The 20,957-nt window shown below is 62.1% G+C and carries 17 protein-coding genes; 11 read left to right on the top strand and 6 right to left on the bottom strand.

The annotated features are described in order from the left end of the window. Position 1: 1 nt before the first annotated feature. The 3 genes from ccsA to HYT87_04800 all read right to left on the bottom strand — a co-directional run bounded on the left by ccsA (position 2) and on the right by HYT87_04800 (position 4,219). Positions 2-814 (bottom strand): cytochrome c biogenesis protein CcsA, encoded by an 813-nt coding sequence (gene ccsA, locus HYT87_04810; GenBank protein MBI2059072.1) that lies wholly within the window; start codon positions 812-814, stop codon positions 2-4. Positions 815-1,080: 266 nt separating this feature from the next. Then, positions 1,081-2,061, bottom strand: coding sequence for a SurA N-terminal domain-containing protein (locus tag HYT87_04805; protein ID MBI2059071.1), 981 nt, complete (start codon positions 2,059-2,061; stop codon positions 1,081-1,083). Positions 2,062-2,185: 124 nt separating this feature from the next. Beyond that, positions 2,186-4,219, bottom strand: a complete 2,034-nt coding sequence (locus HYT87_04800; protein MBI2059070.1) for a hypothetical protein — start codon at positions 4,217-4,219, stop codon at positions 2,186-2,188. 234 nt (positions 4,220-4,453) lie between these two features. On the opposite strand from HYT87_04800, the gene HYT87_04795 reads away from it, so the two are divergent. From HYT87_04795 to HYT87_04785, 3 genes are all read left to right on the top strand, one after another. Beyond that, on the top strand, positions 4,454-5,461 hold the full coding sequence (locus HYT87_04795; GenBank protein MBI2059069.1) for an HD domain-containing protein: 1,008 nt from the start codon (positions 4,454-4,456) through the stop codon (positions 5,459-5,461). 50 nt (positions 5,462-5,511) lie between these two features. Then, positions 5,512-7,839: a polysaccharide biosynthesis tyrosine autokinase gene (locus HYT87_04790; protein MBI2059068.1), complete on the top strand. Its 2,328-nt coding sequence runs from the start codon at positions 5,512-5,514 to the stop codon at positions 7,837-7,839. An 86-nt stretch (positions 7,840-7,925) separates the two neighbouring features. After that, positions 7,926-9,653, top strand: coding sequence for a hypothetical protein (locus tag HYT87_04785; GenBank protein MBI2059067.1), 1,728 nt, complete (start codon positions 7,926-7,928; stop codon positions 9,651-9,653). Between the two features lie 116 nt (positions 9,654-9,769). Here the strand turns inward: HYT87_04785 and HYT87_04780 are convergent, their stop codons facing one another. Together HYT87_04780 and HYT87_04775 are read right to left on the bottom strand one after the other, a co-directional pair. Beyond that, positions 9,770-11,233: a hypothetical protein gene (locus HYT87_04780; protein ID MBI2059066.1), complete on the bottom strand. Its 1,464-nt coding sequence runs from the start codon at positions 11,231-11,233 to the stop codon at positions 9,770-9,772. A gap of 167 nt (positions 11,234-11,400) precedes the next feature. Continuing rightward, positions 11,401-12,210: a hypothetical protein gene (locus HYT87_04775; protein ID MBI2059065.1), complete on the bottom strand. Its 810-nt coding sequence runs from the start codon at positions 12,208-12,210 to the stop codon at positions 11,401-11,403. 259 nt (positions 12,211-12,469) lie between these two features. On the opposite strand from HYT87_04775, the gene HYT87_04770 reads away from it, so the two are divergent. From HYT87_04770 to HYT87_04735, 8 genes are read left to right on the top strand one after another with little or no spacing between them, the layout of a single operon-like run. Then, positions 12,470-13,138, top strand: a complete 669-nt coding sequence (locus tag HYT87_04770) for a hypothetical protein (GenBank protein ID MBI2059064.1) — start codon at positions 12,470-12,472, stop codon at positions 13,136-13,138. Next, complete coding sequence (locus HYT87_04765) at positions 13,135-13,425, top strand: PqqD family protein (GenBank protein ID MBI2059063.1); 291 nt, start codon at positions 13,135-13,137, stop codon at positions 13,423-13,425. The genes HYT87_04770 and HYT87_04765 overlap by 4 nt, the downstream gene beginning before the upstream one ends. Before the next feature lies 1 nt (position 13,426). Continuing rightward, complete coding sequence (locus tag HYT87_04760) at positions 13,427-14,563, top strand: radical SAM protein (protein ID MBI2059062.1); 1,137 nt, start codon at positions 13,427-13,429, stop codon at positions 14,561-14,563. Between the two features lie 16 nt (positions 14,564-14,579). Next, entirely contained in the window at positions 14,580-14,750 is a 171-nt protein-coding gene (locus HYT87_04755) for a hypothetical protein (protein MBI2059061.1), read from the top strand. Continuing rightward, positions 14,747-16,528, top strand: coding sequence for an ABC transporter ATP-binding protein (locus HYT87_04750; protein ID MBI2059060.1), 1,782 nt, complete (start codon positions 14,747-14,749; stop codon positions 16,526-16,528). The genes HYT87_04755 and HYT87_04750 overlap by 4 nt, the downstream gene beginning before the upstream one ends. Next, a complete protein-coding gene (locus tag HYT87_04745; GenBank protein ID MBI2059059.1) occupies positions 16,525-17,016 on the top strand; it encodes a lasso peptide biosynthesis B2 protein in 492 nt (163 codons plus the stop codon). The genes HYT87_04750 and HYT87_04745 overlap by 4 nt, the downstream gene beginning before the upstream one ends. 42 nt (positions 17,017-17,058) lie before the next feature. Further along, the gene (locus HYT87_04740; GenBank protein MBI2059058.1) at positions 17,059-17,310 is read left to right on the top strand and encodes a PqqD family protein; all 252 of its coding nucleotides are present in this window, start codon (positions 17,059-17,061) and stop codon (positions 17,308-17,310) included. A 31-nt stretch (positions 17,311-17,341) separates the two neighbouring features. After that, positions 17,342-19,138, top strand: a complete 1,797-nt coding sequence (locus HYT87_04735) for a hypothetical protein (GenBank protein MBI2059057.1) — start codon at positions 17,342-17,344, stop codon at positions 19,136-19,138. Between the two features lie 148 nt (positions 19,139-19,286). On the opposite strand, the gene HYT87_04730 is transcribed toward HYT87_04735, so the two are convergent. After that, the gene (locus HYT87_04730; GenBank protein MBI2059056.1) at positions 19,287-20,951 is read right to left on the bottom strand and encodes a hypothetical protein; all 1,665 of its coding nucleotides are present in this window, start codon (positions 20,949-20,951) and stop codon (positions 19,287-19,289) included. Between the last annotated feature and the right edge of the window lie 6 nt (positions 20,952-20,957).

The following is a 20,957-nucleotide window of genomic DNA, read 5'->3' as shown; positions in this document are numbered from 1 at the left end:
CTTACCCGAAGCGGTGACGGTCGCTCATGAAATTGACGCCCATGAAGGTCATCAGGACGGCCACGAAGGTGAAGAGGATAAAGACGGCGGACCGTCGTCCCGTCCAACCCTGGAGGCGGCGAGTAATGAGGGCCAAGGCGATGAGCGCCCACAGGGCGGTGCTGAAGACCAGCTTGGGGTCCCACGTCCAGAACTGCCCCCACTCCTGACGGGCCATGATGAATCCGAGGGCCACCCCGACCGAGAGGAGCACAAATCCGCTGTAGAGGCACTGGGCGTTGAGCTGTTCAATCATGGAGAGGGAGGGAAGGCGCTGGTAGATGGGGCCGAAGTGTTTGCGTTTGAGCTGGCGCTCCTGGATGAGATACATGACGGACGCGGCGCAGGCGATGGTAAAAACGGCCTCGCCGAGGAAGGAGAGAACCACGTGAAAAGGGAAGAGGGGATTGCTGGGCATCTGGACCTGTGATGGCCCCTTGTGGGCGGTGGCGCCGAGGACGAGAAAGATCAGGGCCAGCGGCGACAGAAACGAGCCCAGGATGGCGAGGTTGTAGCGCGTGTGGAAAACCGCGAGCATGGCCAGGAGGCACCAAAGAAAGAACGCGATGGCCTCGTAGAAGCTGGCAATCGGAAGGTAGCCCAGAGCAGAAAACCTCCAGGCGAAGGCCACGAGCTGTACGATGAGTCCGGCGAGGACGCCGCCGAACCCCAGCGTTTTCATCGAAACCGAGAGTTTCGCGAGGTAGAGGAGGTAGCCGACGGTACCCAGGGCATAGCAGACGCCGGCGGCGAGAAAGAGGTCCGTGTCGTGCATGGTCACACCATTAGATCATCACAGGGGAGGCTATTACAAACATGACGGAGGTCAGATGCGGGGCTAGGAATCAGGGATCGGCGGTCAGGAGAAGCTTCGTAGGGGAGGGCCTTCAGGCCCTCACAAGAAGAGGGAGCAAGTAGGGGAGGGTCTTCAGACCCTCCCGACAAGAGGGAGCATCTGAAGATGCTCCCCTACGCCTCCTGCTAAGCCTCTATAGTGGGAGACGGGTCACTATAGAGGGGCTTAGCCTCGATAGAGGAGGGTCAATCCCAGGAGACTTCGATCACCGAGCGGGAGCGAAGCTGGTCGATCCAGACCTGGAGCTTGTCGTAGACTTGATCTTGAGTGAGCTTCCGGTGAATGGAGTCGCGCGCGTCTTCGAGCACCGGCGTTCGTTTCTGTTGGAGATCCTCGACCCGGAGGAAGTAAACGTCCTTGTCGATTTCGAGAGGGCCGAGAATGTCTCCTGGGCCCGCGGTGGACACTTTTTCGCGGATGAGCGGGTGCAGGTCGGAGAGATCCTTCGGCCTCTCACGGCCGCCGCGGGAGGCCGTAACGGAATCCTCCGAGTAGCCTCGGGCCAATTCTTGAAAGTCCTTCCCGGCCTTGATCGCTTGGGTCACCTCGGCAACGCGGGCGGATCCTTTCCTGAGGAGGATTTTGGAAAGGGTGACTTTGCCGGGCACGGCGAGATCGGACTGGTGCTGGGCGAAGTAGGCCTGGATCATCGTGTCCGTAATGTCGATCTGCGACCGCACGTCCATTTCGATGAGCCGCCCTTTCCGCATTTCTTCGGCCATTTTCTCGCGGTAGATATCGAACGTGATGCCCTGGTCCTGGAGGGCCATCCGGAAGGCCTCTTCCGTCAGGTTGTTTTGCCGGCGGATGTGACGAATCTGCTCGGCGACCTCTTCCTCCGTGACGCGGATTCCCCGCTTGGCAACCTCCTGGGCGATGATCTTGTCGTTGATGAGCTGTTCGAGGAATGCGCGCAGGGGGCGGCTGGTGGGATCTCGTGGATTGGGCTGGGCGGGAGCCGCTTCACCCTGGGCGAAGGCATAAGTTGTTTTCAGATCGTAGTAGGTGATCGGTTCGCCGTTGACTACGGCCACTATGGTGTCGATCGTGCGAGCCTCCGAGGCGGACGTCGAGGACGAGAATCGAGAATCGAGAATCGGTAACAGCGGCGTGGCAAGCACGCCGAGGAGAGCGAGGAAGGGTCGGGTTCTCGATTTTCGATTCACGATTTACGATTCAGGCTTCACGCGCCACGTCCCGTGGCGGGAAGGGGCCAGGCCCCGGCAGCGGAGGGGCACGCTTGAGCCGGGGCCAGGGTGGGATGACTGACTTCTGTAGCTTCCCCTCGGGTTATCGGGCGCTCGCCGTCAGGCCCGGAATGGAGAGGCCGCTTGAAATATCCATGCCGCCGAGCAGGCCGCCGAGCTGGCTGTCTACTCCGCAGGCCATGGACTGAACGAGGCCGAAGTTGATCAGCGCATTCATGAACCGGGCATCGACGGGCACCATGCTCCCGGATGTCTGCGCGATTTTCCTCTTGCAGATGCCGTCCGCCTCGGCGTCGGCGACAGCGGTGGTCATTTCGGTGATCAGAGTGTTGGAGACCTTCGCGAAGCCCTTGAGGTCGGCGTTCTTGAAGAGGAGGTAGGGCAGGAAACCGCCGCCCTCGGCCGCGCGGAAGGTGTCGTCCGCTTTCTTTGCATTCACATCCAGGAGCTTCTCGGTGACGTAGATGCTGTCCTTGGTCACCGCGCCGCCGAAATGATCGGCGTCGCCCCGGGAGATGAGCTTCGATTGGTCGGACTTGCCGTCCTTGCTCTTGCAGACAAACGCGCCGTCCTTGGTCTTCCCATCCGGACAGGCCGGGGCATCCGCGCTGATTTCCATTTCGAAGTAGTCCTTGAGGGCGCTGGCTTTGCCGGCAGCCGTGCCGGGTTTGCCGGGTGTCATGAAGCTCAGGCCGGACTCGAAGACGACGCCGGGATAGATCTGGAAGACATCCTTGATCTCATCTTCGCCGACGGCCACAAGGATCGTATTGAGGTCGCGTGCCGCGATGGGCAGGCTCTTGTTGGACACGGCGCTCTGGAACTGGGAGAGGGTTGCGGCTGCCCCTGAAAAGAGCTTGGTGTAATCGATGTTCTTGTCGCCGGACTTGGCGGGCAACTCGAAAGAGCTGGACCTCACGCCGCCGGTGCAGCCTTCGGCGTTCGCGGTCATGTAGAAGTCGCTGAGGAATTGCGACACGAAGCCCAGGTTGACCTGGATTTCGTCGCATCCATCGAGGGTGGCGTTGCCGTTGTCATCGTAGAAACGGACACCGAGGCCGTCTTCCTTGCTCTGTTCGACGGCGGTGATGATGACGGGCTTGGACTTGCCGTCTTCATTGATCCACTTGATGGCCTGGGCCGTGCTGTCGCGCGAGGTCGCCAGTTTTTCGGAACCGGCCGAGCTGACGGCGCGCGTGGTCGGGTCAATCGGACCTTCGAGGACCTTTACGATCACCCCGTCCAAGGCGTCGACCGTGGTGAGAATTTGGCCGGCCGTATCGAAGCCGAGGCCGCCGCCGGTGAAGAGAGGAATCAGGGGAGTGATTTCCGGGAGGAGTGCCGTGAGATCCACGTGGGCGGCGAGGAAGTAGAAGAGGCCGTGGACCATGGATCCCACCGCGCCGATCGTGCGCAGCGTCGCTTCATTATACTTGCCGCTGAGGTTGGCGGTGGTCGTGTCCACGGTGACCGTCACGTCCGTGAGCTCGTAGGTCTTGGCGCTGATGTCCGCGCCCATGGCGTCCACGGCGTCGGACATTTCTTTGCCGCACTGGGCGAGCCCTTTGTCCGCGCAGGGGGTTTCGGGAGTGAGGATGCCGGTGATGGGACCGATGAGCTTGTTGATGTCGGGCGTACCTCCGCCGGAGAAGACGGAAGTGAGGCCCAGGAGATCCGAGATGGGAGCGATGGCTTGGCCGACCTTGAACATGGTCTTGGTGAAATTGGCTTCAGCCTTATGCTCGGGACAGACGGCGGAGATTCTCTCGAGGAACAGTTCCGTGTTGGTTTTGGCCGCGGCATCGGAGGTCGCGCTCGTGCTCGCCGGCTTTTCGATCGGCGCATTGCTGATCCGCGACTTGGCCAGATTGACCACGTCCATCGCGGGGACCACGCCATTGCCGTCCTTGTCGGTGGTGCAGATGTCCGATTTCGCGGTGGCCAGCGCTTTTAGAAGATCCTGCTGGGCTTGGGCGTCATTCGAATTGACATAAAGTTTGGAAACGAGTTTTTCGATGTCACCGCTGTCCGGCGGCGTCTCGGTTCCGCAGACGGCGCCGGTGAATGCGGTGGCGATCAAGAACAATCCTAGCAGGTTTCGAAGCGCTGATTTCATCGAGCCTCCCTCCAAATCGGACAAAAATAGGTTACCTGAATAACAAAGTTTTGTCCATTCATAGTCGCCATGGGGTATTTTGTCAAGTGGAAACCTGACGGGGGTCAAACCCCCGCCCCAGGGAGGCAAACGTGGGTGGGTTGGGTCTTCCGGCGAGGGGCATTTCGAGCATCGTGACACCCAGAGTGTGGGGATCGTTTGCGAAGGAGGGTGAGAGAAGGTATTATGCACCGGATGAGTCCCGTTTTGCCGGCCGGCGATCTGGCTTTGAACGAGCTTTCCGCTGCGATGAAGGAACAGCGGGAGATGGTTCGTTCCAAGTACTTGGGTCTGAAGGAGGAATTCCAGAAAATTCTGGACAGGCTGAAGAATCAGCGCAGTTTTGACGAGCCGTATTTGTTCAATCTCCTGACCGATGTTCTTACCGACATGGAGAGCCGCCCCGAGCTGTGGATCGAAAAGGTCTTTCAGTACGACGTGGCCGCGTACCAGGGAGATTTCATCGCCGAACATTCGCTCAACGTGGGCATTCTGTCCATGGCCTTGGGCTTCGAACTGGACGTTCGGGGGCGGGACAACCTGATACTCGGGGCCGGGGCGCTGCTCCACGACATCGGGATGTGCGAGCTGCCGGCCGACCTGATCGACATGCCGCGGCCGCTGACCGAGCGCGAACGGCGCATCGTTGAAAGCCATCCCACGGAGGGCCGGAGGTTGTTGGAAGGATCGCAACTGAGCGATGCGTTTGCGCGGCTGGTTTATCAGGAGCAGGAACGGCAGGACGGGACCGGGTATCCCCAGCAGCTCAAAGGCGACGAGATCGACACCTATGCGCGGATCATCGGCTTCTGCGATACGATCGAGAGCATCACGCACTTCCGCCCGTACCGGAAGCCAAAATCCTTCTATGAGGGATTTCAGATTCTCGTTTCGGAGGGGAAGGAGAAGTTTCCCAAAGACGTCTGGATTGCCGCCCTGCGCCGGATCACACCGTATCCACCTGGAACTCTCGTGCGGTTGTCGAACGAGAAACTGGCGCGGGTCTTAAAGACCAGTTCGGCGAATCCTCTCAAGCCGGTGGTCGAATTGGTGGGCGAGCCGGTGGCGCGCCTTTCCGCGGTGAAGGTTCTCGACCTGAAGCGGAGCCCGATGCTTTACATCAAGGAGCAGGTGCAGGATTCGCCGGCCGTTTCGGACGACGGGAAGCACGTCGCGGCACCCGGCCCAGAGAAAGAGAAGTGATCCTCCGAAAGCCTTTCTCAAGGCGTTGAAGGGCTTCCGGTCATAGGGACATGACGGACATTCCCTCAGCGAGGGTTCAGACGCTCCCGGACGTCTTCCGGGTGTTCCGGAAGCGGAAGTGGATCATCGCCCTTACGGCCGGCGTTTCCATGTTGGTGGGTCTTGCGTTCATGCGAAAACAGACCGCCCAATTCCGGGCGCGGTCCACCATCGAGTTCGAACAGGCGCCCTTCAACGTGAATTCCTACGTTTACCTGGATGAGTCCGTTGAGATCGCGACGGAGATTCATGTCATCACGAGTTTGCCGGTGATGCTGTCCATGGCGAAGAGGATCGGGAGCATCCCGGCGGACATCGGTGTTGAGCAGGCGCTCCAGGACGAGAAGATGTTGGCCATTCTGCACAAGCTTCAGGACCGGATAACGGCCAGGCAGCGCGCCTCGACGCGAATCCTGGACATCCTGGCGGTGAGCTCCGACCCGCGCGAGGCCCGGGATATGGCCAACGGGGTGGCGACGGCGTTCAAGGACTACCGGCTCGAGCGGGCGGCCGAGAAGAGCCGCGAGACCCGGCTGGTGAGCAGCAAGAGCCAGGAAGCGATGGAGGTCATGCTCAAGACCGCGGAGGAGGCGGTAAGCCGTTTTCGGCGCGAACACGGGATTCTCGGCGTGGAGAAGAACGTCGAGGTCAACCTGCGGCGGATGACCGAAGTCGAGGATGGGCTCTCAGACTTGGCCCAACGACGGCGACGGATCTCGGAGCTGATGGATCTCCTTCAACGTGAGGATCTCATGGAGCGGGAAACGGTGCCGTCTTTCGAGTGGACCGGCGCACCCGCCGAGTACGAGCGTATCCGAGGATCGCTCGTATCGGCCCTCCTGGAGAAACGGGAAAAGGAAATCCTGCTCACGGCGTCCCACCCGGACATCCGTTTCGCGGAGGACCATATCCGGTCGCTCGCGAGACAGCTCTTTGAACTTTTGGATCATGCCCTTCGTGAAGTGGAGGAGAGGGAGAACCGATGGGTCCAGGACAGGCTGGATCTGGAAGGGAAGAACGCCCTGTTCCTTGAGTCACAGATCGAGCTGGGGCGGCTGGAGCGGCAGGTGGCACGGCTCCAGGCCATGATCGACCACGCCGACGAGGCGTACCAGCAGGCCCAGCTCGGCGGGACGATGCAGAGTACCAACGTGCGGATCGTCGAACTGGCGGTGACGCCGACCGCACCGGTGCAGAGGGTATCCCTCCTGCCGGTGTTTTCGATGATGGCGGTGGGCTTGATTCTCGGGATGGGACTCGCGTTTCTGCGGGAATCGTTCGACTTCTCGCTTGACACCGTTCACGAGGTGGAGTCGTTTCTCAAGTTGCCCGTGCTGGCCATCGTGCCGCACTTCAACCTTCAGGAAACGATTGAGCAGGAGAGGCGTTTGCGGAAAAGGATGATCGCGCCGGATTTGACGTATGCCACCACCATGGTCGTGCATCATTGGCCGAAGTCGCCGGTGAGCGAGCATTTCCAGAGCCTGCGCATGGTGCTTCGGCGGAAAGAAAACCTGCGGGTCATTCTGGTCACGAGCGCCACGCCGCAGGAGGGCAAGTCGTTTGTCACGTCGAACCTCGCGCTTTCGTTTGCCCAGGGAAACTCGAAAACGGTGTTGGTGGAGGGGAATACCCGGAGGCCGACGATGCACAAGATCTTCCCCATCGAGAACGATGTCGGGTTGACCAATGTGGCTTCGGAGGGGGTCGACTGGCGGCAGTGCGTGAAGGGGGTGGAACACTTCCTGGCCAATGGACTGGACCTTAAGACGCTGGAGATGAGTCCGGGGCTGGACAATTTCCACATTCTGAACGCCGGACCGACCACCGTGCATCCGCCCACCACGCTGGACCTGCTCATGCAACGAGGGATTCTCAAGGAGCTGAAGGAAACCTTCGAGACCGTGATTGTGGATTGCCCGCCGACGATGCCCGTGGCGGACTCCACCGTGCTCGCGCCGCACGTGGACGGGATCCTGCTGGTCTATCGGATCGGGAAGACCTCGCGGGATCTTCTCATGCGGACGATCGATCAGCTTCGGAATGCGAAGGGGAACATCATTGGAATCGTGCTGAACGACGTGGACTATCATGGGCCGTACTTTTATTCGCGGTACCAGTATCGCTACCAGTACTACCGTTACGTTCCAGAGGCCGACTTCGAGGACAAGAGATGGCAGGAGCGGGCGCGTGATGGCGCGAAAGAGATGGCGCGGGCGGGGAGGGTGTGGTGGAAAGGATTCCGCAAGAAGCGGAAAGGATCCGATCCGGCGGAGCCGGGAGCGGCCAAGGGCGGTTCTTCGGTGAGGGCCCCTCAGGGAGGTCCTCCAGCCGCCTGATCATGGCGTTCGTGGATGCTGAAGAGTCCGCATCAGACTGATCGCGGATCGTTCCCCGAACCGCCCCGAAAGAGCGAACTTCCTCGATGAGCGGCATAGCCGGGATTCTGCATTTCGACGGAACGCTCGTGGGCGAGATGAACCTGCAACCGATGCTGGACGCTCTCGCCCATCGTGGACCGGACGGTTCATCCGTCTTCGCGGGGGGGGAGGCGGGCCTCGGTCATCTCATGGTGAAGGTGGACGGGACCACGCCGCGTCCGATCTCGCGGGATGGGATCACTCTGGTCATGGACGGCCGAATCGACAATGCGGACCTTTTGAAGAAGGTTCTGCGCAGGCGCTTCGGGGATCGGGCGGAGACGACGGAGGAAGTGGTTTGGAGCGCATATGGGCGCTGGGGAGAGAACTTCCCCCGGTGGCTCCTGGGCGACTTCGCGATCGCGATTTGGGATGCAAATCGGGAGAGATTGTTGCTTGTGCGGGATCCGGCCGGGGTGAAGCCGGTCTTCTACAGGGTGGAGGAGAGACGGTTCATCTTTGCGTCCGAGGCAAAGGCGATTCTGGCGGTGGACGGAGTTCCTTGTCGGCCGTGCGAATCCAGGCTCGAGGAGTATGACCGCTTTCGGTTTCGAGGCATGGATTTCACCTTCTACGAAGGCATTCGGAGGGTTCTCCCGGCGGAGGCGATTGGGATAGAAAAAGGCAGGATCCTCCGCGCCTCGTACTGGCATCCGCCAACGTGCGAACCGATCAGGCTCGACGGGCGTCGCGTGTATCTCAGGCGATTCAGAAAGCTGTTCATGGAGGCCGTCCGGTGCAGGATGCCCGGAAAGGGAGACATGGTGGTCACGCTTTCGGGTGGCCTGGATTCCACGTCCATCACGGCGGCCGCCCTCCACGCGAAGCGCGGGGCGGATGGACAGGGGGGGCATGGGCTTGGGCTGCACACGATTTCAGGCGTGCCCGGGCGTTTTCCGGATGAGTCCCGCTATTTCGGGAAGCTGGCCGAGATGTGGAACCTGCCGAATATCGTGGTGGATGCTTCAGCCTTCAGGTTGAGAGAGCATGTGGATAGACTGGCGTATGAACTTGAAACGCCTTTTGTGGAAGTGTACGACCCCAACTACTACGAGGGATTGTTTCGACGCGCGGCGGATCTCGGCCGCGTTCTGCTGGTGGGTCTCTGGGGCGACGAGGCCATGATGGGGACCGGCTACCTGGGTGATCTGCTCCGCTCGGGGCAGTGGGGGGCGCTTTGGAAGGAATTCCGTATTCTCAGCCGCACCTACACGGGCGGCACGCTTGAAAGCCTCCGCCGGATGTTGCGGTTTCTTGTGCTTCCCGGCTTGGGCGGGCATTTCTACCCCACGTGCAATCAGAGGGAATTGCATTCCGCCCTGTTTGGCTTGTACAATCTGATGGCCCTCGAGTCGGCCGATCTGGGCGCCGCGTTCCGCGGGATCGAGGTGCGGTATCCGTTCCTCGACAGGCGCCTGGTGGAGTTTGCGTTCGCCGTTCCGGCGGAAGAGCGGGTGCGCGATGGGATCGGAAAAAGATTGATGAGGGATGGCTTGGCCGGCATCCTCCCGGATTTCATCGCCAGCCGAAAGGGCAAGGGCGATTGGACCGATTTCTGGGAGGCCATGCAGGAAGAAGCCGGGCTCCCACGCCGGCCCGTGGGGAGAGCCATGAGGCCTTGGAGGGCTTTCACGAGAGAACGTTGGGAGGAGATATGGTTCGGAACAAAAGGAAGCGGCGAAGAACCTACAAGGCGCCACGCCTCATCGCCTATGGCGACCTTCGGACACTGACGAAGGCCAAGGGGACGGTTAAGAGTGAAACGAACAAAACCAGGGCCACGGGGTCGGATTGATGCAGGAGCGTTCCATCGGAGGATAATGCGATCACGGACCGGGGGCAGGATCGATCAGGGGTTGTCGAACCATGCTTTGGACCACTGCTCCCGCGCATGCCGGAACCAGTGCTCCGAAAGGTCGTCGGGGGTGTCGCCGCTGAATCCGGCTTGGGCAAGCCTGGGCGGAATGGACAGCGTGTAGTCCCGTTTGTCCTTTCGCTCGCGCACCCTGGCGGGCAGGAGATCGGACAGGGATTCCCTCAGCAGTTGTTTTCCGACGCCGTTGCTGACCCGCTGCGTGGCGGGTATCGCCAAGACGAATTCGATCAGGTCGAGGTCGAGAAACGGCATCTGAAACCGAAGGCCACGGTGGGCGGATGCGAGCTCAAGAGCTTCGCGGAAGAGCACGTTGACCGGCTCGAAGACGTTTTCATAGACCTCTTTTTGCGCGCGGCTGGGGAAGTCCGGCGTGCTTCGTCGTCGCAGGACGAGAAAGGACGCCGCGCACCGGAGGAGGGGGCCTGCCGCGGCGCGATCCTGGCGACGGTAGCCGCGCACATATTTCCAGGCTTCGAACCACCTACCCGAGGCAAGGAGATCCGCGAGCAAAGCGTGGCTCAGCATGACCTGGTCTCCCCAGTGGCCGCTCAGTAACACCCGCACTCCTCGGCGGGCGGCCTCTTTGTATACGCGGTCAAAAAGATTGGCTTCGGGCGGAACGGGCGGGATTTCCTGTTCAAAGAGCCGCTGTGACAGATCATGCGAAAGACTGATGTCGTCGGCTCGAATGGCGTGGCCCCGGATTCCGGCCGTCCGAACGACCTCCTCGCAATAGAGTCGCTCGTCGGGGAAGCGGTCGGAATAGAGCGAGAAGGCTTCGACCGAAACGCCCGATCCTTCACGGCGCGCGATTTCGGCGGCAACGGCGGTTACAGAGGAAGAATCGATGCCTCCCGACAGGAGAACGCCCACGGTTCCCTTTCGCGGCATGCACCGCCGCACGGCGTTGAAGAACAGCTCGCGGAATTGTGCGCGATAGCCTTCGGGGGAGGGAAAACGGACGGATGATCGGAGATCGGGGTCCCACAGCCGCCCGCGCGCAACTCCTTCCCGGGTCGCCTGAAGGAACTCGCCGGGGACGATTCTTTGGACGCCCTCGAAGAAGGTTCGGTCGCTTGATCGGTAGCGTCCTGTGTTCATTTCATGGAGTCGCTCCGTGTCCGGCTTTCGAGGAAGGTCAGGCAGGCTGAGCAGGGCCTTGGCCTCGGTGGCGAAGGAGAGGGTGTCGTGCGAGCAGGCATAGTAGAGGGGGCGCAGACCGACCGGGTCTCGCGCGAGATACAGGCGCCGGTTTTCCGGGTCCCAGAGTGCCAGCGCGTATTCTCCCCTCAATTTTCGGAATGCGTAGGGTCCCCACCGGTCGTACGCGGCGCCAACGACGTCGGCATCCGTCGCTCCATGCGTGTTCAAGGCCGATTGCATCTCCCGACGGTTGTCCAGGCGACCGTCGAAGAGGCATGTCGTACGGCTCCGCAAAGATATTCTGTTGGATGTTGCGTCTTGCGAAAGCAAGCCCAAAGCCGCCGGGGGCCGATGGATCATTTGAGGAATGCCGTTTCCTCGATGGCTGAGCATGAACAGCATGTTCCAAAGTTTCCCCGAGGCCTGTTCAGGGCGGGGACTGAGAAGCCCGCAGATTCCGGTCACCGTGGGAGGCTTTTGAGCAGGTTCGCCAAGGACAGCTCGATTCGACCCAGGTGGCGTGTGCCCGACGGGTACTCGAGCTGCCAGAGCGGGACCGCTTGGGCCAGCCGGGCGGACCAACGGAACTGACGCGCCAGGACGGGGGGTGGGCAAAGAATGTCGTTGTAGGCGTTGGCCATGAGGTGGAGGGCTGCTTGGGATGGGCTCACGGGTGTGGCATGAATTCGGCAAGCGCGCCGGCGGCTCAACCGAATGAAGGCCCGAATGGGCTTGGCCGCTTTAGGAGGCGGGAGAAGGGTAATTCGCTTTCCGAAGTTCGGGTCATAGTCCCGGTCCCCGCGCGCACGGAGCGCTGACTCCGGGGCGACCTTGAACCAGGCGCGGCGGCGGGCAGGCCACACGGAACGTTGGGAGAATCTGAGGTAGAGGATGTCGTCCGTGTGCAGGGTCCAACCCCGCATCATGAAGTGGCGCGCGAGCGTCGATTTTCCTTCACCTGAGGGTCCCAGTAGAGCGATCGCGCCATGATGATTCGACACGACCGTGGCGTGCAGGGATTCCACTCCCCTCAGGCTCGATGCATAGGCCGCCACGATATGCCGGAGTACCGCCAGCGTGATGGGGCGGGCGTTGGGCTGCGGAATGACCCGCGCGCGTAGGCCGGTTTTCGGCACAAGGGCGCGCGCAGCCCCCGCCCACCGGAGTTCGTATCGCTGCCGGTTTTCGAAGGCCTCGAATCCAATCCGGCCGCTGGGAAACCTGTGGCGGGCCAGCACGCGCTTGCTCCCGTTGCTTGAGACTCCCGGCATCGAGCTTGAATACCGCATGGGAGAGGGATAACACAACCGGGTCGAGAGAGTTGAAAGGGCAGACTTCCTGTCTGCCTTGTATCGCCAAGTACCGCACCATCCATGGCTGGCCCCGATCTTCAGCGCTCGCCTTCCCTGGCTCGCTTGGCAGGATCGGTGCCGCACCATCCATGGTTGGACACCGGGGTGATCTTCTCCTATGATGGTGCCATGGGAGGTGAGAGGGTTTGATTCGGAGCAGGGTACGAGGGCAGGGGCCGTGCAGATCGTGATCTCGGCCGAGCCGGATTCGGGGGCGGCCATCCCGGTCATTCAAGATTCAACCCATTCGCTCGTCGTTCAGACCGAGCACTATGCGGGCCGGATGGACTGGGAGGCCGGTTTGGCGAAGTTCAACGTGCAGCCGGGATTTGAGCCCTTCGGGCGCACGAACGCCTTTCGGATCGTGAGGACCGTGCTTGCATATAGGGAGGGCGGTTTCGTCCTGCATGCCGGAGCCGCCATGAAGAACGGTGAAGCCACCCTCTTCTGCGGCCCTTCCGGAGCGGGGAAGACCACCACGCTTTCGCGCCTCGCCCGGCCCATTCTCCACGACGACCTGGTCTGCATCCATCCTTCCGGCTCACGGGCTCACGGGCTCACGGACTCACGTCCTCTGGCCTGGGCCCCCGTGGCGCTGGAGGGTCCAAGGTACCCCGTCCACGCGGTATTTGTGCTCGCGCAAGGGGAGAAATCCAGGCGCGAAAGACTCTCGCCCGCGCGCGCCGTGGCGGACCTCCTCCTGCGCCCCCAGGTGGAAGGCGCCGCGGTGACTCCGGACCAATTGATGGAACGGATGCTGCGGTTTCTGGAACGGGTACCGGCCTTCAAGTTGACGCTGAACTTGAGTGACCTCATCGAGCCGTTTCTCGAGGAGGCCACGGCATGAGCGCGGGGAATGGCGTAGCCACGATCCGCCGCTCCCCCGATGTGGCGCATCGGATCGTGGACGGAGAAGCCGTGATCGTCGATCCTTCGACACAGGAGGTTCACATCCTGAACGAGACGGGAAGTTTTGTGTGGTCGCTGGCGGACGGTTCGATGACGGCCGGCGCCATGGCCCAACGACTCAGCGACGCCTTCGAGGTGGACGCGGAGACGGCGCTGAAAGACGTGGAAGAACTGCTGGCCACCCTTACCTCCAAGAAACTCCTGGTTGCCGAAGGGGGCACATGACATGGCCGTGAAGACTCTGGACTACTACGAGACGATTCTGGACAAGGCGCATGAGCGTGCCATCCCTCTCACCGTGCACTGGGACGTCACGAACGTGTGTCACCTGGACTGCGTGCATTGCTACCGCGTGGTCATGGACCGGCCGGAATTGACGACGGATCAGGTGTATGGCGTGTTGGAGGGGCTCGCGAGTGCGGGCACGCTGTTCATCACATTCAGCGGGGGGGAGATCTTCATGCGGCGAGATTTCATCGAGATCGCCCGGCGATCGCGCGAACTGGGCTTCGCCCTTCGCCTGCTGACGACTGCGACCATGGTGAACGGAACGCTGGCCGACGAAATCGCCTCTTGGAAGCCCCTCGCGGTTCTGGTGAGCATCTATGGAGCGCATCCGGACATTCACGATTCGATCACGCTCAGGAAGGGTTCATTCGAGAAGTCCGTGCGGGGAATTCGCCTCTTGAATGAACGGGGCGTCCGAACGTACATGAACATGCCGATCATGAAACAGAATCAGGATCAGTACCATGACGTCATGGCCTTGGGGGAAAAGATCGGCGCAAAGTTGCGAAGCGATCTTTCGATCGTGCCGAAGGACAACGGCGACCGATCGCCGCAAAGCCTCCGTCTCATGCCTCCGGAGCTCGCCTGCTTCATCAAGGAGACAACCCCCGGATTTGCGGAAGAGTTTGTGCTCAGGGACTATCAGAATGACGATCCGCTGTGCGGCGCGGGGTCGTCTTCCGCGTACATTTCTCCCTATGGAGATCTCATGCCGTGTGTGGCGATGCGGGTGGCCATCGGAAACCTGCGGGAACGCTCCTTCGGAGATCTGTGGGGAGAAGAACAGTTGAAGCAGATCCGCGCGCTTCGATTCGGGGACCTGAAAACCTGCCGGAGTTGCTCCGTGAAGGATTATTGCAGCCGATGCACCGGCGTGGCCCATCTGGAGACCGGGGATCTCAAGGGGCCTTCGCCGACCTGTTGTGAGCAGGCGGAGGTTGTGTATCAGGCCGTTCAGAGCAAAGAGGGGAGGACCTCAGCTCCCCTGCGAGCCGCGGGGCTGACGGAGGGATCTGGAAACCGCAGCGAATGTTCCTGCGGACAGGTAACATGCGACAATTCAACAGCCGGATAACCGAAGGGATCGAATGATGAAGAATCAAGATCGGAAATCACCGATAGGCCGGAAGCCGTATAAGAAACCCGAACTCGTCTACAGCAAGATGGTCGAGGCGTTGGCGATCGTCTGTGACTCCTCGCGATCTCCGGGTTTCACCTGCCGCACGGTTGGGAACGCGAGCTGCGTCAAGACCCGAGATTGACCGGAAGTTTGCCGGGATTTCTGCGCAGTCTCGTTCCGTTCGTTCGGCCCGAGACCCCCTCCCTTTTGGCGGCGTCGGCCCTGCAGATGCTCGGCGCCGGCGCGAATCTGGTTCTTTTGTGGCAGGCCAGGCGCTTGGTGGATGTCATCGCCTCGGAGAAGAATCTCGCCGCGCTTCCCGGCGTGATGGCCGTGGTCGGCGCCCTCTACATTCTCCAGGCCGGATTCGGAGTGGGTCATGCCTACTTGGTTGTTCGGTTCGGGCAGCGGGTGGGCGCGCGGCTCAAGGTCCGGCTCTTCGAGCGGTTGGAGGCGCAACCGTTCGACTATTTCTCGCGTCACAAGACGGGAGAGCTCGTGTCGCGCCTCTCCAACGACGTGGGCGCCCTCCAGAGCTTCCTGGAAACCGTGCCTTCGGAGTTGGCCAGGCATGCGGTAACGTTCTCGGGGGCGACGGCCCTGCTGATCTATCTCAACGCGCGCCTCTCGCTCTGGGTTCTGGCGGTCGTCCCGGCCGTTGTGGTGGCGGCGAAGTGGTCCGGCCGGAGAATGCGGCGGCTCTCGCGCGACTACCATGATCGCTCGGCCGAGGCGCTTTCCACCGCGGAGGAAGCGCTCTCCTCCATCCGCGCCGTGCGATCGTTCCAACGGGAAGAATTCGAGGCGGAACGGTTCGGGACCCAAGTGTGGGAAGGGGTCCGATTTGCTCTCCGCAGGGCGGCGGTGAATGCCATCCTGGCCCCGGGGCTGACGCTCCTGGGGGTGATGGGAGCGGCGGGGATGGTGTGGTACGGAGGTGTGCAGGTCATCGAGGGGGGGATGAGCGCGGGAGATCTGGTGGCCTTCGCCCTGTATGGCGGTCTCCTCATGGGACCCTTCATCACCGCCACCAGCCTTGTGGGTCGTCTGAAGGAGGCGCAAGGCGCCTCGGAGCGTGTGCTCTCGCTCCTGGAGACACCGGGAGACCCGACGAAGCCGACCGAAGCGAGAGCCCTTCCACGCCTGCGAGGTCGAATTCGTGTGAGGGAGGTCGAGTTTTCCTACCCCGACGGTCCCCCGGTGCTTCGAGGCGTGAGCCTGGACATTCCGGCGGGGAGCGTGGCGGCGGTCGTCGGTCCGACGGGCGGGGGGAAGAGTACTCTCATCCAACTGATCCACGGGTTCTACGAACCGTCCGCGGGGAGCATCGAGATGGACGGCGAGGATATTCGGACGGTTCGGAAGGAAAGTCTGTATCGCCAGATCGCGTGGGTTCCTCAAGAGACGATCCTCTTTGGGGGAACGGTGAGCGAAAACCTTTGTTATGGAAAGCTGGACGCCACCGAGAAAGAGATTGAGGATGCCTGTCGAATCGCGTGCGTCACGGAATTCATCCGGGCGCTGCCGCGAGGGCTGGACACCGTGATCGGACAGAGGGGGGTGATGCTTTCCGGGGGAGAGCGGCAGCGGATTGCCATCGCGCGGGCCGTTCTGAAGGACCCCCGGGTTCTCCTTCTGGATGAAGCGACGTCCGCTCTGGACAGCGAGACGGACCGGCGAGTGCAGGACGCGATCGCCGAATGGGGGAGGGGGAGGACCGTTCTCGCCGTGGCGCATCGCTTGAGCACGATCCGACACGCGGATATTATTCTCGCGATGGATGCAGGCCGAATCATCGAACAAGGGACGCATGACGATCTCCTGGCGCGTGGAGGGCTTTATCACCACCTGTGGATGCTGCATGTCCGGGCCGAGGAACGCCAGACTCGGCCGATCGCACTGGCGCGATCATCGGCATGAGCCGTGGTCGGCTTCAGCGCTTCCGGCGCCTGGAAGCCCGCGAGAGGCGACGCGCGGTGCGCGCTCTCGCCGCCGTGGGAGTCTGCGAACTGGCCCTCCGAGTCGTGTCCTTCAAAATCATTCTCCGGGCCTTGCAATGGCGGGCCGACCACGCTGCACCGGTCGATTCGGATGTTGCGGCGGTCACGCATTGGATTGAAAGGGTGGACCCCCTCGTGCCGGGGGAGCGTTCCTGCCTTCGCCGGGCACTGTCGGCCTACTGGCTCTTGGGAGGGGCGCCTGGAGTCGAGTTGCGACTCTCAGCGAGGCCGGAGAGAGGTCGACTGCACGGGCATGCCTGGGTGCGGGAGGGGAGCCGTGACGTGATGCGGGCCGGACGGTTCGGCCGAGTGAAGCCCCTTCTGGCAGTCGCCGCGTCCTCCTCGCGCGAAACCCTCAAGGGCAGCCGGCTGCGCGCCGGCAGCCGCCTGAATACGAGCGCGGTCTGAATGGCGCATCACAAAAGGAGAATCAGCGTAGGATCGCGGGCGATGATCTCCCCGGATGTGGTCTGGCGCGAAGTGGGAGGAGAAATCGTTCTTCTGGACCTCCGGAAGGGAAGGTATTACGGTCTCCAAGATGCCGCGGCGCTGATATGGAAAGGGATCGCGCGCGGGGAGGCCGTTGAGGCGATCGGCAGGAGACTGTTGCGGAACTACCGCGTAACGGCGGAGCGGGCCCAACGCGACATCCTCACGCTGGCGCGGACGCTTGCGGGCAAGGGGTTGGTTCGCCTCCGATAGTTCTTTCGAATCCAGTGGCGATGGGGGTGTTGTGAGCGGCATAGCCGGTATTCTCCAGGTGGACGGCCGCGGGGCTCCCGCGGATCATTTGGAGCGGATGGGGTATGCCCTTCGGCACCGGGCGCCCGACGGGTTGAAGATCGTTCGCGATGGCCCCGTTGGACTCGTCCACGCCCTCATGGTGGTCGATGAGACGACCTTCCGCCCGCTGAGCTCCGATGGGGTCAGTATGGTGATGGACGGCCGGATCGACAACGTGGATGTGATCAGCCGCGCGGCGGGGCGAGGGCGCGAAGGCAGCGCACGCGGGCATGAGGGTTTCCCGCGCCGCTCGAACACGGCCGCCTCGTCGGCGGATCTGAGGAGAACCACCGAAGGCGCGCTGGCGGCGGCGTATCGGCAGTTCGAGTGGGACCTCCCCAAGTGGCTGTTCGGGGATTTCGCTCTGGCGGTGTGGGATGGACCACGCGGCCGCCTCATGCTGGCCCGAGATCCCCTGGGGGTCAAGCCTCTTTTCTACTATCGGGATGGGCGAAGATTCATCTTCGCGTCGGAAGCCAAAGCCATTCTGGCCGTGCCGGGGGTCCCGTGCCGGCCAAGCGAACTGAAAATGGCGGAATACGAGCGGTTCAAGTTCCGAGCACTGGAGAACAGTTTCTTCGAGGGGATACGGCGCGTTCTGCCCGGAGAGCGAATGCGCGTAGAGGAGGACCGTTTGCGGTGCGAGACGTATTGGGTTCCTCCCCACGGGCCGCCCATGGGAGGTTTGAGCGAGTCCGCGTGGTTGAGCCGTTTCCGAAAGGTATTTGTGGAGGGCGTTCGGCGGAGAATTCCCAAGGAGGGAAACGTTGTCTTCACGCTTTCGGGAGGCTTGGACTCCACCTCCATCGCCGCTGCCGCTTCGCACGTGGCACAAGGTGAGGACCGATCCCGCCTGCACACACAGTCGGTCGTTTTTGGCGCGTTTGAGAATGAGAGGGAACATTTTGGGCCGGCCGCGGCGTGTCTGAAGCTTCCGAATGCGGTGGTGGACGCGGACGATATCCGGCCGACGGACCATCTGGACCGGCTTGCGGTCGAATTGGAGTCGCCGTTCGTGGAGGTGCAGGATCCGAATCTTTACGTCGGCATGTTCGGGGCGGCGGCGAAGCGGGGCGCGCGAAGGGTGTTCACCGGATTCTGGGGCGATCAGATGATGGCCGGCATGAGTTTTCTTGGGGACCTGATCCGGGCCGGCCGGCCGGTGGAGTTCTACCGGGAGATCCGACGGATCGGGGAAAGCGACGTCGGGAATTGGAGGGCGGCGTTGATGCGGGCGCTCCGGTATCTGCTTCTGCCCAACACCGGAGGTCCGGTCTTCCCCACGTGCAATCAAAGGGAACTTTACGGCTCCCTCTTCGGCTGCTACCATACGATGACGCTGGAATCGTTCGACATGGGCGCCGCGTATCAAGGGGTGGAAGTTTGTTTTCCTTTTCTGGACCGGCGTTTGGTCGAACTGGTATTCAGGATGCCTGCCGGGATGCGGATTCGGGCAGGGGTTGGGAAACGGCTCCTTCGTGAGGGTTTGAGAGGCATCCTTCCGGAGCGAACCGCGGCGCGGCGCAGCAAGGCGGTGGCCACGGCTTTCTGGGCGAACAAACTGGCCGAATGTGGCTACAAGAACGGAACTCCCGGCGGGGCCATGAGGCTCTGGCGGGCGGCAGCGAGAAACTCTTGGGAGGAAGCATGGTTCAAAAGCGGAGACGCTCGAAGGGCACAGGCGTTGGATCCCTCCGGAGTGCCGGTCCAACCGGCCTTCGGCAACGCTACGCCGCTCCACGGCTGATTGAATACGGCGATCTGACGGCGTTGACGCGCGGGGGAGGGGGATCCATCGAAAAAGATCCGACGAACAAGACCGCCTTCAGCAACCATAACTAAGGATGCGCACAAGAGTCTTTGCGCGCATCTGCTTGCAGAGCCTGAACGCTCTGCTACTTAGCCGGCCGGCCGAACCAGACGGATCGCCATTCGCTTTCCGCCTTGGCGGACCAGGCGGAAGAGTAGGCTCTCATATCGCCCTCCCGTCCTGACGCCGGGAAGGTCGAGGGCACGCGGAACAAGGGCGTATTGTCTTTGCGGGGCTGTCCGGAAATCTCCCCGGGCAGCAGGTCGGCCAAACCTTTCCGAAGCGGTTGTTTGCCGATTCCTTCCTCAGCGAGCCATTCGCCGGGGACCCGAAACAGGAATTCGATGAGCCGGAGATCCAGATAGGGAAGTCTGATTTCGATGCCATGCGCGGCGGCCCCGCGTTCGAGGTTCTCGATGGCCAGCAGTTTGAGAGGGACAAAGACCGCTTCGTAGATTTGCTCTTGAGCGTGGGTGGCGAATTTCGGGGTATCCCGGCGCGGCAGGAGAAGGCATTCGAGGAGGTAGCGCAACATCGAGCGAATGGGGATCCCCTCGTTGTCGCGGAAACCCCGGATCTGCCTTGCGAATGCCTTCCAGCGCCCCGAGACGAGAAGGTCGGCCAGGAAGGCCCCGCCGTGGAGGAGGTCATCTCCCCATTCTCCGTTCAGAAGGATGCGATGACCGGCTGCGGCCGCCGCGCGGTACAGCTTGCCGTAGACCTGGTCGATGGGGTTGAGAAGCGGCGTCTCGTGTTCGAAGACCAACGCGGGGGTGGGATCGAGTTCCACATCGTCCAACATCACAGGGGATACGTGGAGGCCGGCCTTCTCGGCCGCGATCCGGCTCAGGCGTCGTTCGTCCTCTCCATCCTTCCAGAGCAGCGTGTAGGCTTCCAGACGCGCGGGGCAGCCGGTCGTCTTCAGACCGCGGGCATGGGAGGCGGCCACCGCAATGGAAGAGGAGTCCAAACCTCCGGACAGCATGATCGCCGCCGTTCCGCGGGCCGGAAGCCGGTCTCGCACCGCCTCGATGAAGAGTCTTCTGAATTGGTTGTGGGCCTCCTCCGGCTCCATGCCGTTCGGGCGAGGGGAGCACACGGGCTTCCAGAATGCGCGCCGGTCGATGCCTCGCCGGTCGACTCTGAGCCTCTGGCCGGGGCGCACCCGGAGGATACCTTGGAAAAACGTGTACTCATGACGGCGGAAACGATATCGCTTCAGTTCCGCCATGCTCTCCGGATCCGGAGCGCGAACGACATCCGTCATAGCCAGAATCGCTTTGGCCTCCGAGGCGAAAACGAATCGGGTCGGGCAAACGGAGTAAAAGAGAGGCCTGACGCCGACGGGGTCCCTCGCCAGTAGCAGGCAGTCCTCGCGCGGGTCCCAGAGGGCCAGCGCGAAGTCGCCGAGGAGATGCGTCCATGCATCGTCTCCCCAACGCAAGTAGGCGGCCAGCGCGAGTTCAACGTCCGTTGCGCGATCGAGGCACAGATCGGACAGCAAGGCATCCCGGTGGTCGAGGCGCCCATCGAAGACGATGCAAGGGCCGTTGGAACCGTCGTGAAAGGGCTGGACCCCCCGACGTTCCGGGTCAAGGGTGTGAGAATCCCAATGACCGAGCGCCGCGGGGGTGGAGGACCACGCGCCGGGAGCGCCGATGCCGCGGTGGGAGAGCATGAACAGCATCGTGTGCAGATCCCCGGTCGAGGCGTGGCCGGTAGCGTTGAGGATGCCGCAGATCCCGCCCATGCGTGG

The sequence above is a fragment of the Nitrospirota bacterium genome, assembly GCA_016180645.1.
Taxonomy (GTDB): domain Bacteria; phylum JACPQY01; class JACPQY01; order JACPQY01; family JACPQY01; genus JACPAV01.
This window is presented reverse-complemented; position numbering and strand designations above follow the sequence as displayed.